Origin of the sequence: Paraburkholderia sp. RHO2 (assembly GCF_050955445.1) — a bacterium.
Lineage (GTDB): Bacteria > Actinomycetota > Actinomycetes > Mycobacteriales > Mycobacteriaceae > Prescottella > Prescottella agglutinans_A.
The window spans coordinates 315822-330071 of sequence record NZ_CP162618.1; the positions used below are offsets into that span (position 1 = coordinate 315822).

General features: G+C 66.8%; 16 protein-coding genes. 14 read left to right on the plus strand and 2 right to left on the minus strand.

The features are described from left to right. The first annotated feature begins 69 nt into the window (after positions 1-69). The 3 genes from ABTV10_RS26560 to ABTV10_RS26570 all read left to right on the plus strand — a co-directional run bounded on the left by ABTV10_RS26560 (position 70) and on the right by ABTV10_RS26570 (position 2213). Complete coding sequence (locus ABTV10_RS26560) at positions 70-558, plus strand: M78 family metallopeptidase domain-containing protein (protein ID WP_499035268.1); 489 nt, start codon at positions 70-72, stop codon at positions 556-558. A gap of 11 nt (positions 559-569) precedes the next feature. Further along, complete coding sequence (locus ABTV10_RS26565) at positions 570-1646, plus strand: hypothetical protein (protein WP_499035270.1); 1077 nt, start codon at positions 570-572, stop codon at positions 1644-1646. A gap of 189 nt (positions 1647-1835) precedes the next feature. Beyond that, positions 1836-2213: a hypothetical protein gene (locus ABTV10_RS26570; protein ID WP_499035272.1), complete on the plus strand. Its 378-nt coding sequence runs from the start codon at positions 1836-1838 to the stop codon at positions 2211-2213. A 9-nt stretch (positions 2214-2222) separates the two neighbouring features. Here the strand turns inward: ABTV10_RS26570 and ABTV10_RS26575 are convergent, their stop codons facing one another. Together ABTV10_RS26575 and ABTV10_RS26580 are read right to left on the minus strand one after the other, a co-directional pair. Further along, positions 2223-2576 carry a helix-turn-helix domain-containing protein gene (locus ABTV10_RS26575; protein ID WP_499035275.1) on the minus strand — a complete coding sequence of 118 codons (354 nt, stop codon included), beginning with the start codon at positions 2574-2576 and terminating at the stop codon, positions 2223-2225. 210 nt (positions 2577-2786) lie between these two features. Continuing rightward, complete coding sequence (locus ABTV10_RS26580; RefSeq protein WP_499035277.1) at positions 2787-3224, minus strand: helix-turn-helix domain-containing protein; 438 nt, start codon at positions 3222-3224, stop codon at positions 2787-2789. Positions 3225-3447: 223 nt separating this feature from the next. Here ABTV10_RS26580 and ABTV10_RS26585 point away from each other — a divergent pair, with 223 nt between their 5' ends. The 11 genes from ABTV10_RS26585 (at position 3448) to ABTV10_RS26635 (ending at position 14239) form a co-directional block, all read left to right on the plus strand. Continuing rightward, positions 3448-5088, plus strand: a complete 1641-nt coding sequence (locus ABTV10_RS26585) for a cutinase family protein (RefSeq protein WP_499035279.1) — start codon at positions 3448-3450, stop codon at positions 5086-5088. 26 nt (positions 5089-5114) lie between these two features. After that, on the plus strand, positions 5115-6281 hold the full coding sequence (locus ABTV10_RS26590; RefSeq protein WP_499035281.1) for a hypothetical protein: 1167 nt from the start codon (positions 5115-5117) through the stop codon (positions 6279-6281). Between the two features lie 65 nt (positions 6282-6346). Further along, positions 6347-7549, plus strand: coding sequence for a DUF8176 domain-containing protein (locus tag ABTV10_RS26595; protein WP_499035283.1), 1203 nt, complete (start codon positions 6347-6349; stop codon positions 7547-7549). Then, a complete protein-coding gene (locus tag ABTV10_RS26600) occupies positions 7546-8313 on the plus strand; it encodes a hypothetical protein (protein ID WP_499035285.1) in 768 nt (255 codons plus the stop codon). Before ABTV10_RS26595 ends, ABTV10_RS26600 begins: the two co-directional genes overlap by 4 nt. A 79-nt stretch (positions 8314-8392) precedes the next feature. Beyond that, the gene (locus tag ABTV10_RS26605) at positions 8393-8965 is read left to right on the plus strand and encodes a hypothetical protein (protein ID WP_499035287.1); all 573 of its coding nucleotides are present in this window, start codon (positions 8393-8395) and stop codon (positions 8963-8965) included. Positions 8966-8994: 29 nt separating this feature from the next. Beyond that, positions 8995-9276 carry a hypothetical protein gene (locus tag ABTV10_RS26610; RefSeq protein ID WP_499035289.1) on the plus strand — a complete coding sequence of 94 codons (282 nt, stop codon included), beginning with the start codon at positions 8995-8997 and terminating at the stop codon, positions 9274-9276. Positions 9277-9365: 89 nt separating this feature from the next. Further along, entirely contained in the window at positions 9366-9725 is a 360-nt protein-coding gene (locus ABTV10_RS26615; RefSeq protein ID WP_499035291.1) for a hypothetical protein, read from the plus strand. Further along, positions 9722-10330, plus strand: a complete 609-nt coding sequence (locus ABTV10_RS26620; RefSeq protein WP_499035293.1) for a DUF8175 domain-containg protein — start codon at positions 9722-9724, stop codon at positions 10328-10330. Before ABTV10_RS26615 ends, ABTV10_RS26620 begins: the two co-directional genes overlap by 4 nt. Then, positions 10327-11163, plus strand: coding sequence for a DUF8175 domain-containg protein (locus ABTV10_RS26625; RefSeq protein WP_499035295.1), 837 nt, complete (start codon positions 10327-10329; stop codon positions 11161-11163). The genes ABTV10_RS26620 and ABTV10_RS26625 overlap by 4 nt, the downstream gene beginning before the upstream one ends. Then, the gene (locus ABTV10_RS26630; protein WP_499035297.1) at positions 11154-12737 is read left to right on the plus strand and encodes a hypothetical protein; all 1584 of its coding nucleotides are present in this window, start codon (positions 11154-11156) and stop codon (positions 12735-12737) included. The genes ABTV10_RS26625 and ABTV10_RS26630 overlap by 10 nt, the downstream gene beginning before the upstream one ends. Beyond that, positions 12734-14239, plus strand: a complete 1506-nt coding sequence (locus ABTV10_RS26635; RefSeq protein ID WP_499035299.1) for an SCO6880 family protein — start codon at positions 12734-12736, stop codon at positions 14237-14239. The genes ABTV10_RS26630 and ABTV10_RS26635 overlap by 4 nt, the downstream gene beginning before the upstream one ends. Positions 14240-14250: the final 11 nt, after the last annotated feature.

Consider the following 14250-nt stretch of genomic DNA (forward strand, 5'->3'; position numbering starts at 1 on the left):
TCTCTCTCGATACGGGGTGTGTGCCGAGCTCGTTGGGAGGCGACCGGCGCACGAAACGAGAGGTGAAGCATGGATCCGATCGTGGGAGCTGTCAGCCAATTACTGGCCCACGCCCGCGGAGACGAGTCGGCGTCGGTGTTCGGCCTGGTCCGCACGGTGGAGCGGATCCGTAAGCGTCCGTTAATTGTCCGGGAGAGCGACAGCCTCGCTCCCGGAACCTTCGGAGTATGGCGCAACTGCGCGGACCGCGACGAGATACTGTTCTCGCCGTGGGTGGCTGCTCCGGAGCGCACCGTCGCGCATGAGCTCGGACACATCCTGCTCGGGCACGAGGGGCTTCCCGTTGAAGACACTGTGCGGCGGACACTTCCACCTGAGTGGCATGACATGGCGTCCTTCATGCTTCGCCAGTGCGGGCAAGACGCCGCCGATGACCAAAATCTCCGCCGTCTCGAGAGGGACGCCGAAGGCTTCGCCTCCGAACTGTGTCGCCGGATCGCCGGCGCCGGACGTGCGCGGTCAGCGCGGATTCGTTCCCTGCTCAACGAGGCGCTCTGACCGTGGTTGTGATGCTCGCACTGTCGGTCCTGCTGTGGTGGGTGGCAATCACGCGCGCTCATCGCTGGCGGCAGTCCCGTTCGGTCTTCACTCTCGGCACGGCGATCGTGTTCGTGTGCATGGCGTTTCACACGACGGTGAACATTCGATGGGTCGACCGGTTCATCAGCGATTCGGCGGGCGTTCCCAACTCGACGTCAGCCGTCAAACACATCACCTTCCTCGGGATTTGTCTGGGTGCCGCGCTGATGATTGTGGCGTTGCGTGTTCCCCAGGTTGACGTTCAGCATCGCTGGGTTGCTCCGCTTTCGATCGGTGCCGTTCTCTCGGCCGTCGCCGCGGTGGTGTTGTTCTTCTCGGCCAGTGCGGTGCCGCAGGCGGAGAGTGGTTACCAGTTCGACGAGCTCTACGCCCATCTGCCTGGCTATGCGGAAGCCGCGGCCCTCGTCATGGGAGTCGCGGCAGTCCTCTGCACGACCATCACGGTCGTTGCGGTGCTTGGATGGGACGTCAACACTGCTACAGGCCGCGGACTCGCGATCCTCACACCGGGTGTCGCTGTTCTTTCTGCCTATGCCTGGATGAGGGCGGGATACATCGTTGCTGCGCGCGCAGGGTGGATTGAGCCTTCGACGGTAATCTTCGACTTGTCGTCTCGGCTGGTCGTCATCGGAATACTTCTGACCACGCTCGGACTCGTGTGGGCCTCCATCGAGGGGGCGTTCGCTGTTCGGGCGCAGCGCCGCGACCTCGAAGCCTTGTACAACGCATTGGTCGTAGACCGGTGGCCCGGTGTCGCCCGTGATTCGCACGCCACCGCCGGCACTGCCCGCCGAGTGGAAGATCGCGCGAGTGAGATCCTCGATGCGTTGTCGATGCAAGCTCGCCGGGACGGGCTCCCCGAGCACGGAGACCGGGAGGTTACACCAGAGATGATCGCGCTCTGGCTGTGTACGGGAAAGGCTGGGGGCGTGTCCGTGTCGGGTCTGCGTCCGTCGGCCGACACTGATTCGGTTCGCTGGGTGCGGCTGGTCGGGCGAGCCTTCTCCGCGGTATCGGATTCCGGCCAGGAGGCGACTCGAGCGTGAAGAATGCCCTCGCTCGTCTGCTGACCGAGATCGCCGCTCCGTGGACCGTGAACATTGCGTCCTGCCTCGTTCTCGGCTGGTCCATCGGATACCCGGGGTGGGGCGTGTTCGTGGCGCTCTTTGCCGGTGTCCCTACCGACGCTGCTGATCGTGTAGGGAATTGTTCGCGATCGGATCGGGAACCACCATGTGACCGAGCATTCGGAGCGCCACGGCCTGATTCTCGCCATCCTCACGCTCGTCATCACGGCGCTCGTGGTGCAGATCGTTGCGCACGCGCCGAGAGAGATGATCGCCCTGACATGTGCGGGCCTGGCTGCACTGATCGGTATCGCGGTGTGGACGAGCGTGTTCCATATCAAGGCCTCAGTGCACATGGCCGTGTGGTGCGGTGTCGTTGCCGTGCTTGCGGTGGGGTTGAGCCCCTGGTGGTGGCTGGGTCTGCTCCTGGCACCGGCAATTGCCTGGTCTCGATTGACCCTCGGTCACCACACTCGCATCCAGATCGCGGTAGGCGCGGCAACTGGATTGGTCATCGCGCCTGTGGTCTACCTCGCGGTGGTGTGAGACTCGATTCTATTCGTTCGACGGTTTCTCGTCGTCGGCGTAAGGGTTGTAGGCGCGCGCTGCGGTGGGTACATCGTCGTCGCGGAGCGATCGCACCCAGCTGATGTAGCGCTGGAAGTCTCCGAACGAATCGTCGTCCGCGAAGTAGTCGAGCGGCACGTGGAAGAACTTCGCGATGTCTTGGGCGATCTGCAGGCTGGGGTTCGGTCGTGTGCCGTTGAGCAGCATCGAGATGTAGCCCTGGGTGATCGTGCCGCCGTTTTGGCGTATCCCGTCCACGATTTCGTTCATGGTGAACCGGCCGCGGTCCTTGGGGTGGACATTGTCGACCAAGTAGCGGAACTTCTCGGCGAACGCCGCCACGATCCACCCCTTCTGATTGAACTCTCAACGACCAATTGACGGTTCAAATCTACCTGCCGACCGCTTGCGGAGGTGTACCCGATCGGTCGGGGAGGCTCCCGTCACGGTGTCGCTTCCATTCGATATTACTATTGTGATATTACGATAGTAATCGCCCATGCTGGGTGCTTTGATGTGGTTGGGGGAGAGGTTCTGGTGGGTTTCGCGGCCTTATCGCCGGGGGGGACGATGATTGGCCTGCTGCCAGGCGCGAGCGACGGTCTGGTCGTCCATGCCGAGAACCTCCCCCAAACGCTTGCGTGTGTCGGCACTCATCGGGATCCCGCCTCGTTCGATTCGGGAATACGTCGATGTGGACACGTCGACAGCGGCGACTTCGCCCTGCGAGAGGCCTCGCATGGCTCTCCAGTTCTGCAGCATCCGCGATTGATCCGACACGACCGCGATCGTGCTCACGTCGACGTCAAGTGCGGCCGCGATGCGTTCGAGCGAATCGAGCGTGGGATCCGCTTCGCCAACTTCCCACCTGCGCAGGCTGTTGTAGGGCACGCCAGCCACGCGGGCGAGGTCCGAACGCCGCATGCTGCTGGCGTGGCGAGCTTCGATCAGTCGCTTGGGGTCGAACCCTCGAAGCGTCCGGGGCGGCACCCAATCTCCTTGTCGATGTACCTGCAGTTCGCCACCTGACCAGCGAAACCGGGGCAGATCAGGGTCGGCGGGAACCTTTCGGGCTCCAGCCGCATCCAACCAACTGTGCCGCGTCAGTGGTGGTGATCTGAAATCTCGAGGCCCGATTCTGGTCGGCAAGGGTGGGAATTTTCGTTGGGGATTTGAGGTGTTTTCACTGGCCGCCGAGCTGAAGGAGGGTGGGATGAACTGGTTCAAGCGCGTTTTCGCGACCACGGTGACGTCCGTAGTCGTCGTCGTAGGGGCAGGTGGATTGGTGCCGGCTCATGCGGAGACGGCCTGGCTCGACCAGCTGGTGGGCGATTGCCCGGATCTGTATGCGCTTGGCGTGCAGGGGACGACGGAGTCGTCGCCGGATGCTCCGGTGAAGGCGGATACCGGGATGCTGGGCACGGTCATGTCACCGATGCTGGCCAAAGCGCGTGAGCTCGGTGCGAGTGTCGACCGTGCGTACGTGCCGTACCCGGGCAGCTTTGGTGGAATCACCCCGGGAGGCAACGATTCCTACGCGGTGTCGGTCGCCAAGGGCGAGGAGAACCTGGCCCAGGCCGCGACGAAGGTGCTGACGGCGTGCCCCAAGACGAAGCTTGCAGTGGTCGGCTTCTCCCAGGGTGCTCACGTGGCGTCGAACTTCCTGCGGTCGGTGGGGAAGGGGAGCGGTTCGGTGCCGGCCTCGGCGATCGCGGCCGGTGCGCTGTTCGGATCTCCGACGCGCAGCGAGGGTTCTGGGCTGTTCCCTGGCACCTCGCAGCAGACTCCCACCGCGGTGCCCGGCACCGGGGGCGATGAGGTCAAGGCACTGACTTCTGTGTCGTTCACCGCCCCGAAGGGTGCGGGAATCGGCCCGGTCTCGGACATCACGAAGGACTACGGTTCGCTGTCGGGCCGGGTCTCGTCGTGGTGCCAGACGGGCGATCTCGCGTGTGACGCACCGGCGAACGCGCCGATCGCGCGTGCGGTGGTGAATGTGGCGGGCCAGGCGGAGATCGGCGGGGACCCGTTCGTGGCGGTCTCGACGATCGGTCGTGCGCTCGCGCAGACGACGTTCAAGACCGCGGTCGACGTCATCAACAAGGACATCTCGGCCCCGAAGAATGCGCTCGAGAACATCTCGATCCAGCCGAAGAAGACGATCTCGCAGCGGCTGGCGGAGGCGTCGGATCCGCGGGCGAAGCCGCCGACGGGGCAGGAAGTGACCTCGGCGCTGGTCAAGGTCGGGCTGATCGGCCTCAACGCGGCCATCACGGTCGCCAAGAAGGTCCTCACGCCCGAGACGATCGCAGCCGTTGCGACGGTCGGGTTGGCGAATCCTGTTGCGGCGTTCGCTGTTCTGGCGGCGAAGGCGGTCAGTGTGCTGCCTGAGCTGATCCCGCCGGCCACCACGACGCGACTGGTGACGCAGACCTTCAAGATCGTCGAGAACGAGATCAAGGCCAACCGAGACGCATTCGACCTGGTCGCACTGTCGTCGTACCGGAACGTCACGGCCGAGCACACCTCCTACGGTGCGATCCCCGCAACGCCCGACGGTCAGGCACCGACGAAGTTCGTCGCCTCCTGGCTTGCCGCGGCGGCCGCGGACCTGGGTTCGCCCACAACGTCTTCCTCGACGTCGACGACCAAGGCGACGAGCACCACGAAGCCGGCCACCGCGACGGCCACCACATCCCCGAAGCCGACGACGACCACCGCCACAGCAAGTACGACAACGACCACAACCACAGCAACTACCACGACGGCCACCACAACCAGCAGTGGCGCGTCGGAGCCGACGCTGATCGAACAGGGCGGGGTCGTCAGCGCGAACTCCGACTCGAACTCCTGAAACCCTCGAAGAAGGAAGAGAAACGAATGGGTAAGCACCGCAAGGTCTCGCGGGCCGCGAAGGCCAGCATCGTTCCGGCGACGGCCGTGGCGATCGTCGCCGCCGGGGCTGGTGTAGCGAACGCCGATCCGGTCGAGCTGCCGTCACAGGGCGGCGTGACGTCACCTTCTGAGACGTCCCAGGGCGGCACGACGACAGCTCCGCAGGCTCCGGCCTACGTGCCCGAGGCGCCGGCCGAGCCGACCTACTGGGTCGAGCCTCCGGCTGTGCAGCCGACCTACGTCCCGAAGCCGAACTACAACTACGAGACGAACCAGTACAGCGGCTACTCGAACTACGTTGCGCCGATCGACTACTCGCAGCTGCACGCGCCGACCTACGTCGAGCCCGCCCCGATGTACATCGCGCCGCCGAAGACCCTGATGATCGGCGACTACCACGCCGAGCAGCCGAACTGGCTCACCGATGAGGACCTCGAGCGCACCAACAACACCTCGGAGCTCATCCGCTCGCAGGTCGCGACGTTCTACCGGTCGATCGGCATCGAGGCCGAGCGCGCGGACCGCGTCGCGGCCGGACAGATCGCCGGAACCATCGGCGGCGCGGCCATCGGCGCCGGCCTCGGTGCCCTGCCGGGCGCAGCGCTCGGCAGCAACATCGGCGGCAACATCGGTGTGGGCATCGGCGGCGTCGTCGCCCTCCCGCTCGCGCCCCTGGCGGCCATCGGGATCCCGGCTCCCGCGGTCGTGATGGTCCCGACTGCCGTGGCGGGCGCTGCGGCCGGTGCCGCGATCGGCGGCGCGATCACCGCCGTTCCGGGTGCAGTCCTCGGTGGCGGGGTCGGCTTCGTCGCCGGTACCGCGTTCGGTGCTGGTGACGACGAGGGTCAGCCGATCGAGGTCGATCTGCCCGACATCGACGCCGAGGCGATCACCGCACAGACCGAAACCACGCTCACGCAGTGGGAGGAGTCCGGGCCGGTCGGCCAGGCTGCCGCGACCGCGGTGCGCGACACCGTCGCCGCCGCGCCTGCGATGGACCAGCAGGCCCGCGACTGGGCTACCGCCCAGCCGGGTGGCCAGCAGGTCGTCGATGCGATCGACGGCGCTCTCGGCACGTTCTTCGGCGGGTCGGCGGGCGTTGCCTCGCAGATGATCTCCGGCGCCGTCGGCGACGGCGTCAAGCAGGCCTGACGGACCTTGTGAAGCCCTCGGTGGGGGCGGGGAACCCCGCCCCCACCGTTTACACGGAGGAATGAATGTCGACGGACAATCGGGAGCAACTGTTCCCCGACGTGATCGAGCACTACGGGCCTGCCCAGACCCCGGCCGACGACGCGCCAGTCTCGGGCGGACTGGACTTCCCCATTCCGACAGAGACGTTCGCAGAGACGAACGACGCGATCATCCCTGACCACGACCTCGAGCCGCTCTCCATCGAGCAGGACTCGGTCGTGCAAACAGACCTCGAGCCGATCGACGAATCGTCGGTCGTGCAGACCGAACTCGAACCGATCGACGAATCGTCGGTCGTGCAGACCGAACTCGAACCGATCGACGTCGCTGGTGGTGATTTCGAGACGGAGCAGTTCGCTGCCGTGGCCCCGCAGGCGTACAGCGAGTGGACGCCCGATGCCGCGCAGCCCCAGTCGTACGGCGCTGATGCGTACGTCGAGCAGCTCGAACCACTGACCGTCGACCCGTACGCCGATGCGCCGGACTGGGTTCGCGCGCACATTCCCCGTGAGCCGCTGGCTGAGCCCGAGAGCGCGCGTGGCGGATTCCGTTCGGTTGTCGAGCGAATGCGGGCGCAGAAGACGCTGCCCGCAGCGCCGATGCTGACGGCGGAGGTTCCGCCGAGCGATCCGGCCGACCCGGAGCCGGCGGCCGCCGACGGCGACGGTTCTGGTGGTGGCGGCCGGTCGTGGGGCAAAGTCCCGCTGATCGGCCTTGGTGTGGCGGCGGTGTCGGTGTTCACGGCGGGCGCGGTCATCGTCTCTACCGGCGGGGACCGCGAGCCCGAGGTTCCGCCGCTGCCGGAGTCCACGGTCTCGGCAGAAGCGAAGGAGACATCTGAGACGACGGCCGCGGTGCCCGCCTGGTGCGCACCGGTGAATGAGCCGGGCCGGATCGTCGGGAACGGTGCTGGCGGCCGGGACAGCGGACCGGGCGTGATCCAGGCGTTCGAGCACGCCTACTACGTCGAGCGCAGCGCCGCTACGGCGGCCTCGCTGATGGTGATGCCGCGGCCGGTGCCGGAGATGCAGTCGTTCATCGACGCGGTCCCGGTCGGCACCGAGCACTGCGTGACGGTGCTGCCGACGCCGGATCCGAACCGCTGGTCGGTGGACGTGCTGCTGAGGATCCCGCCCGTCGGCAGTGAGGGCATCCACCGGCAGTGGATCACCACGACCCCGGGTGAAGGCGGATTGAAGATCGCGACAGTGGAGGACCGGAAATGACGAATGTTGTTGCCCTGCGCAGGACCCCGAAGGTCGACGAGCCGGAGCGGATCTCGGCCATCGTCGTGGCCGGCTCCGGCGGTGCCGCCTCGACCACCACCACCTACGGCCTGGCGACCGCGCTCCGCTTGGGGAGCGGCGCGGACGTCGCCGCTATCGATGGCACCTCCGATGGCGGAAACCTGCTCGACCGCACCGCGGTCGGCGCGGTCGACAGCGCCCTGGCCATCCGCCAGCTGGGCTCGCGCATGGCGGTGAGCAGCGCGGGCGTGGTCGTCGTCGGACACGGCGACACTACCGACCCGGCTCTCGTGGACGGTCTGCTCTCCGATCGCCACCTGGCGCGCTTCCACGACGTCGGCCCGGCGCTGCGCTCGCGGCGTCTGCGGCCGCTGATCGAGGCCGGGGCCGGCATCGTGATCGTGGCCCCGGCGCGTTCCGAGCCGCTGAGCCGGATGCGTGACGGTCTCGGATGGCTGATGAACACCTACGGCGCCGACACTCTCTCGCGCACGATCGTGGCGATCTCCCACCAGATGCCGGAAACGCTGCTCGATCTCGCGCCGATCCGGGACGCTCTCGCGCCGCGGACTGCGGGATTCGTCGAGGTTCCGTTCGATGCGGCGCTCGCCCAGCCGGGCCGCCTCGACCACCGCCGTCTGTCGGCCGGTGCGGTCGATGCCTGGACGGATGCGCTCGATGCGCTCGGCCATCTCACCGCCACGCAGGACAGCAACGACGACGCGACAGGGGAACTGGCATGAGTGGCGGCGACCGGATCAGCCTCGACGCCCTCGGCCACCCAGCCCAGGACAGCAACGACGAAACGGCAGGAGAACTCGCATGAGCACCCGAGACCGGATCAGCCTCGACGTCCGGACCGAGCCGATCGACGTCGTCCGGCCCGGCCCGGCCGTTTGGCTCGTCGGCGCCCACGGCGGCGCCGGTGTCTCCACGCTGGCGCGGTACTGGGACTTCGCGGGCGATGCCCGTCACCAGTGGCCGTGCGGCACCGCGTGGGACGCCGAGTCCCCGTATGTCGTTGTGGTGTGCCGGGAGACGACGGAGGGGCTGGCCAGCGCCCACGACCTGATCCTGCAGCACCGTGACCAGGGCCTGCAGACCGAGCTGCTCGGCCTGGTCACGGTCGCGAACACGGCGGGCGAGCCCCCGAAGGATGTGCGGCAGCGGCGGTCCATCGTCGCCGGTGCGGTCCACTCCGATTGGTCGATCGGGTGGCATCGGTTCCTCGGATCGGCAGCTCGCTCGAGCCTGCCCACCTGGCGCGCGATCGACGGCGTGCCGATTCAGACCAAGGGAGCCGTAATCGAGGTTCCTGAGGACGTGATTGCTGCCGGCGTCGGCATCGTCACGGCAATCCAGGACCGCCTGCCTGAACTCCGGCCGGCGCAGTAGTCCATCACCAACTAAGGGAGGGAATCTCCATGCTCCACACCACCATCGACACCGCGATTCTCGCAGTGGAGTTCAACATCACTGCGGAAGTCCCGCCGGGCGCGAACGGCCTGCTCAAGCTGCTGAACTGGCTCCTGTGGGGCGTCACCCTCGCGTGTGTTGCCGCGCTGGTCTTCTCGGGCGGCAAGTTCGCGTGGGAGAAGTGGCAGAACGGCCAGACCGACGCCGCGAAGATGCTCATCGGCAGCCTCGTCGGCGCGATCGTCGCCATGTCGGCGAACTCCATCCTCAGCGCCGTCACCTCGGCATAGGGCGAAAGGGCGATCCCGGAATGCGTTCCCCTGACACCTATTCAACGACTGAGCACTTGGCCGCGTCAGCGACTGAGCACTTGGCCGCGGTGGAACTTCCCAGCAACGTCGTCGCGGACATCCAGGAGCTGCTCGGGTATGCCGCCGGGATCGTCTTCGTGATCTGTGTGGCGAAGGTGATTTTCGTCGGGGCGCGGATGGCGTGGGACCACAAGCATGGCGCCGGCCTGGAGTCGCCGAAGGCAGCGGAGTTCATCGCCGCGAACATCGGTGCGCTCCTTGCCGGATCGGCGTCGGTCGCCATCGCCACGGTCCTGCTCGGGGCGGCGTATGGGCCGCAGACGTCGACCCCGCCCGGGAAGGCGGACATCGTCAACGAGATCAAGAACAAGACGGCGGCAGTTCAGCAGCAGCAAGAACAACAGCAGGATCAGGAGAACGAAGAATGATTCGGCGTCTGGCAGGGGCAGCGATCGTGGCACTGGCCACCGCCGGCTGCGGAGGAGCAGAACAGGCCGAGAACAACGAGCCCACCGCATCACTGACCGATGCCCCGGAAATCGCGAGCTGGTCCTCGGTGGGGGGAGTGATGGTTCCCCTCGGTAAGACCGACGGACCGAGTAACGGCAGCTGGGAGCCCTTCAAGGGCTTCACCCACACCCCGCAGGGTTCGGCGCTCGCGGCGATCACCCAGTCCGTGCAGCTGGCAACGGCATCCGACAACGACTGGCCGAAGATCCTCGGCACCGTCGCGGCCCCGGGGGAGGGGCGCGACACGTATGCCGCGAACCGTGCCCTGGTGTCCATCTCGGGGCTCGACCCAGATGCGGTGCCGGAGATCGTCGGCTACACGATCACCGACTACAGCGAGTCCGCCGCCAACGTCGACGTCGTGCAGCGCTTCTCCGACAAGTCGATGGCCGCCTCGCACACCCGGGTCGTGTGGATCGGGGAGGACTGGCACCTCGAACTCCCCACCGAAGACGCCGCCACGATCACCGCACTCGACGAGATGCCCGCAGACCTCGTCAACCTGGAAGGAACCCGCAAGTGAGCGAACAGAACACCACCACGGCGGCCGCCCCGCAGGCCGATGATTCCTCCAAGGACGACAAGGGCAACTCGGCGACAAAGCTGCTCATCGGCACGTCGGTTCTCGCGGTCATCCTGATCGCTGGGCTCGTGTTCAGCATCGTGATCCTCTTCCGCGGCGAGGACGCAGGACCACTGGTCCCTGCAGATCGCTCCGCCAGCGGAGGCAACGCCCAGGTCGAGCAGACCCAGTTCGAACAGGACCCGTTCTTCGATGGTCTAGGCCGGGTCGCATACGTCCCGCTCGACGAGAACGGCGTGCTGCTTCCTCAGTCCCGACCGGGCGGTGACCGACCCGCAGACCAGGCTCCGGGCGGGGTGATGCTCCAGCAGATCCACGGAAACATGGTGCTGCCGTTCTCCACCTCGGACGGTCCCACTCGCATCACCGACAGCGGTGTCGCAACGGGCTTCGCACGTACAGCGCAGGGCGCTGGACTGGCTGCAGCCCATTACGGCGGCTACCTCGCATCGGGCGCCGACCGGATCAAGATGCTCTCCGACGCAGGTTTGCTGTCGGATCCCAAGGGCGAGTTCGCGCAGTCCCCGCTGGGCATCCCCGACAGCTCACCGAGCGTGGCGACTCCCATGATCAAGGTCGAATTCAACCCTGACCTCTCTCTCGTTCACCTCGGCTACACCGCCGACACGGCTGACGGTTCGACCAAGAACATCGTTTCGAGGTTGCCGTTGGTGTGGCGTGACGGCACCGGCTGGGTTGTGAAGGCAGACAACTCTGCGCTGGGCGGCGGCGACGTAGCCAGCTTCGGCAAGGGGTGGGCGTCATGGTGGTGAGCGGACGGGTCATCATTCGCGGATTTGTCGCTTCGCTCGTTGCTGTTGCCGCGCTGCTTCTCTCGGCTGGTCCGGCGCTTGCGCAGGAATCGACTTCTCCGGCCCCGCCCGCACAGACGGGGACTGCGGACCCGGACAAGACGACTGATGGCGAGGACAAGTCTGATTCGCACTCGACGTTGGAGACCATTGCAGGAGGAGCAACCTGCTTCACTCCAGGCGGAGCGTTCTCTGGAGCTCTTTCCGGGCTCGTGAATGCTCTCCCAGGGGACTTCGATATTCCTACCTGCCAGGACGTAGCGGGAGGTATCGGGAAGGCCGGCCTCGATGCTGTTGGAGACGCGGCCGAGCGCGTAGCCGAGGGGGCGGCCGAGAAGGCCGCACTGTCGTTCGGTAACGCTGGCGCGGAGATCCTGAAGTTCGCTCTGGGCTGGTGGATCACGACCGATTCTCTCGACGCGGATGTGTTCAGGAGGACCGTCTCCAAGATCACCGATTACACGTTCTACATCCAGGTCGCAGCGTTCTCGTTGTCGATGATCTTGCTCGGCGCACGTCTGGCGATGGCGCGTTCCGGGTCGATCCGTGACACGTCGGAGGAAGGTTTCCGGCAGATGGCTCGCGCGACTCTGGTCGCGGGCGCGTTCACCATGCTGGTCATCCTCGGAACCCAGCTTTCGGACGGCATCGCGAACTGGTTCATGGACGGCACCGTGGGCAGCGACCCGACCGGGCTCGTCGAGGCAATGGTCATGGTTTCCCTGTATGCCGGCCCTGCAGGCATGGCGCTGCTGTTCGTGATCGGTCTGCTCGGCATTCTCGGTGGCCTGGTGATGGCGTTCCTGATGCTGATGCGCACCGGCTTCCTCGTGCTCATGGCGGCCGCGTTGCCGATCGCCGGCGCAGCTGGTGGCACGAAGGTCGGCTCGCAGGCGTTCGACAAGATGATCTCCTGGACGATCGCGTGGCTGCTGGTCAAGCCGGTGGGCGCGTTCGTGATCGGCTGCTCCGCGATGCTGTTTATCGAGGCCGCCGACCCCAGGACTGGGGACGCGATGATGGCGCTGACCGGTGTGATTCTGCTGTGCGCCGCGGCGCTCGTGCTCCCGGCCTTGATGCGGATGATCGTTCCGAATGTCGGCGCCCTCGGCGGTGGCGGTAGCGGAGCCGCTGCTGGTGCGGCGCTCGGTGCCCTCGCCATGAAGGGCGCCGGAATGATGGCCGGCGGCGGCGCTCCCACCGGTGCGGCCACCACCACCGGTGGCCCGAATGGTGGCATGTCCACGTCGAGCACGACTGACAGCACGACCCCGCCCAGCGGTGCCGCAGGGTACGCAACCGCGCCGGCGAGTTTCGGCGGCGCAGGCGGCGATCAGCAGCCGGGTGGGAACGGTGGGGGCACCCCGACTACCGGCGGAGCGACTGGTGGCGAACCAGGCGGCAGCGAATCCGGGACACCCGCCAGCTCCGGATCGGAACCGGGTGGACCGGGAGTGGGCAAAAACGACAACGGGGATCCAACAGCGATGGGTGCTGCCCCAATGTGGAACTACGTGGGGGCTTTTGAGAAATGAGCGAGCAGCAGAGTTACCACACCTACGGGGCGTGGCGACGGCCTCGTGAGACGGGCCTGATGGGCGCGACGTTCGGCACGACGATGCTCGGCATCGGCGCCGCGGTGGTCCTCGCCTTCGTCGGCCTGGTCTTCGGGTTCGGTGTCGCGTTCGTGGTCGCTATCCCCGTGGCCTTGGGCTTCATTCCACTCATTAACTCGCGTGACGGCCGTTCCGGCTACGAAAGGGCACTCATGAGATTCCAGTTCTGGCGTGCGGGCCGTCGCGGTGAGCACGTCTACTCGTCCGGCACGTTCTCCCGGATCCCGGGCCGCCGCTACCGGCTGCCGGGCGTCCTCGCGGACACCGAGATTTACGAGGGCATCGACTCGGACGGCCGCAGTTTCGGCATGATCCACATGCCCAGCAAGGACGCCTACACGATCGTGCTCGACGCGTTCCCGCAGGGCGCGGAGACCGTGGACCAGGACGTGATCGACCAGTACGTCGGCAACTGGGCGCAGTTCCTCAACGCCACCGGTGAGACCTCCGACGTTCTCGGCCTGGTCACGGTCATCGAGACCCTGCCCGAGACCGGCATCGAGCTGTACGAGACGGTGCACCAGAACACCCTCCCGGATGCTCCGCAGTTGGCGCGGGACGCGAACTACCAGCTCGCGACCGGACTGACCTCGGGCGGCATCCGTCTGGCGGCGCGGATCGCGATCACCTTCGAAGCGAAGACCGCTGAGCGCAAGCAGGATCCGTCGGAGCAGGCGGTCGAGCTCGGCCGCCGCCTGCCCGGTCTGACCGCGGCCGCCGCCCGGGCGGGCGCGCCGTGCTCGCCGATGGACGCCGACGAGATCATGGCGTTCGTGCGCCGCTCCTACGATCCGGCGTCGCTGGTCGACGTCGAGCGCGGCCTGCACTCCGGTGAAGGAACCGGGCTCGAATGGGCGGACTGCGGACCGCGCACCGCGCACGAGACGCCTGACGGTGGACGGTATTTCCACGACGGCGCCGTGTCTGCGACGTGGGAGATGCGTGAGGCCCCGAAGGGTGCGGTGACCGAGCGGGTGCTGCAGCGGCTGCTGTCGCCGAACAGTGTGGTGCCGATCAAGCGTGTGGCCATCGTCTACCGCCCGCACTCGGCTGGCGAGGCAACCGAGATCGTCGACCGCGACTACCGCAACGCGCTCGCCGCGGCGAGCGGCGGATCCGTCAAGAGCATGGGCATCGCCTCGGCGCAGGCGCAGATCGACGTGGCGTCCACGGCGCAGGCACGTATGGAGCAGGCCCGCGGCGCGGGTGTGACCCGGTTCGGTGTCCTCGTCACGGTCACCGAGCCGGTCGGCAGCTCCGATGTTCCGAAGATCGACGCCCTGATCGAGGACCTGTCGCGGCAGAGCCGCCTGGCGGTGCGCCGGTCCTGGTGCTGGCAGTCGGCCGCGTTCGCCGCCTCGCTCGGTATCGGTGTCATCCCCGCCGATCACTCCACCATTCCGACGTTCCTGAGCAGCTAGAAGGGCGCTGA

Coding starts and splice junctions, on each gene's coding strand:
- ABTV10_RS26620 (WP_499035293.1), top strand. CDS start 9,722: ATGATTCGGCGTCTGGCAGGGGCAGCGATCGTGGCACTGGCCACCGCC.
- ABTV10_RS26560 (WP_499035268.1), top strand. CDS start 70: ATGGATCCGATCGTGGGAGCTGTCAGCCAATTACTGGCCCACGCCCGC.
- ABTV10_RS26565 (WP_499035270.1), top strand. CDS start 570: ATGCTCGCACTGTCGGTCCTGCTGTGGTGGGTGGCAATCACGCGCGCT.
- ABTV10_RS26610 (WP_499035289.1), top strand. CDS start 8,995: ATGCTCCACACCACCATCGACACCGCGATTCTCGCAGTGGAGTTCAAC.
- ABTV10_RS26630 (WP_499035297.1), top strand. CDS start 11,154: ATGGTGGTGAGCGGACGGGTCATCATTCGCGGATTTGTCGCTTCGCTC.
- ABTV10_RS26635 (WP_499035299.1), top strand. CDS start 12,734: ATGAGCGAGCAGCAGAGTTACCACACCTACGGGGCGTGGCGACGGCCT.
- ABTV10_RS26585 (WP_499035279.1), top strand. CDS start 3,448: ATGAACTGGTTCAAGCGCGTTTTCGCGACCACGGTGACGTCCGTAGTC.
- ABTV10_RS26590 (WP_499035281.1), top strand. CDS start 5,115: ATGGGTAAGCACCGCAAGGTCTCGCGGGCCGCGAAGGCCAGCATCGTT.
- ABTV10_RS26600 (WP_499035285.1), top strand. CDS start 7,546: ATGACGAATGTTGTTGCCCTGCGCAGGACCCCGAAGGTCGACGAGCCG.
- ABTV10_RS26595 (WP_499035283.1), top strand. CDS start 6,347: ATGTCGACGGACAATCGGGAGCAACTGTTCCCCGACGTGATCGAGCAC.
- ABTV10_RS26605 (WP_499035287.1), top strand. CDS start 8,393: ATGAGCACCCGAGACCGGATCAGCCTCGACGTCCGGACCGAGCCGATC.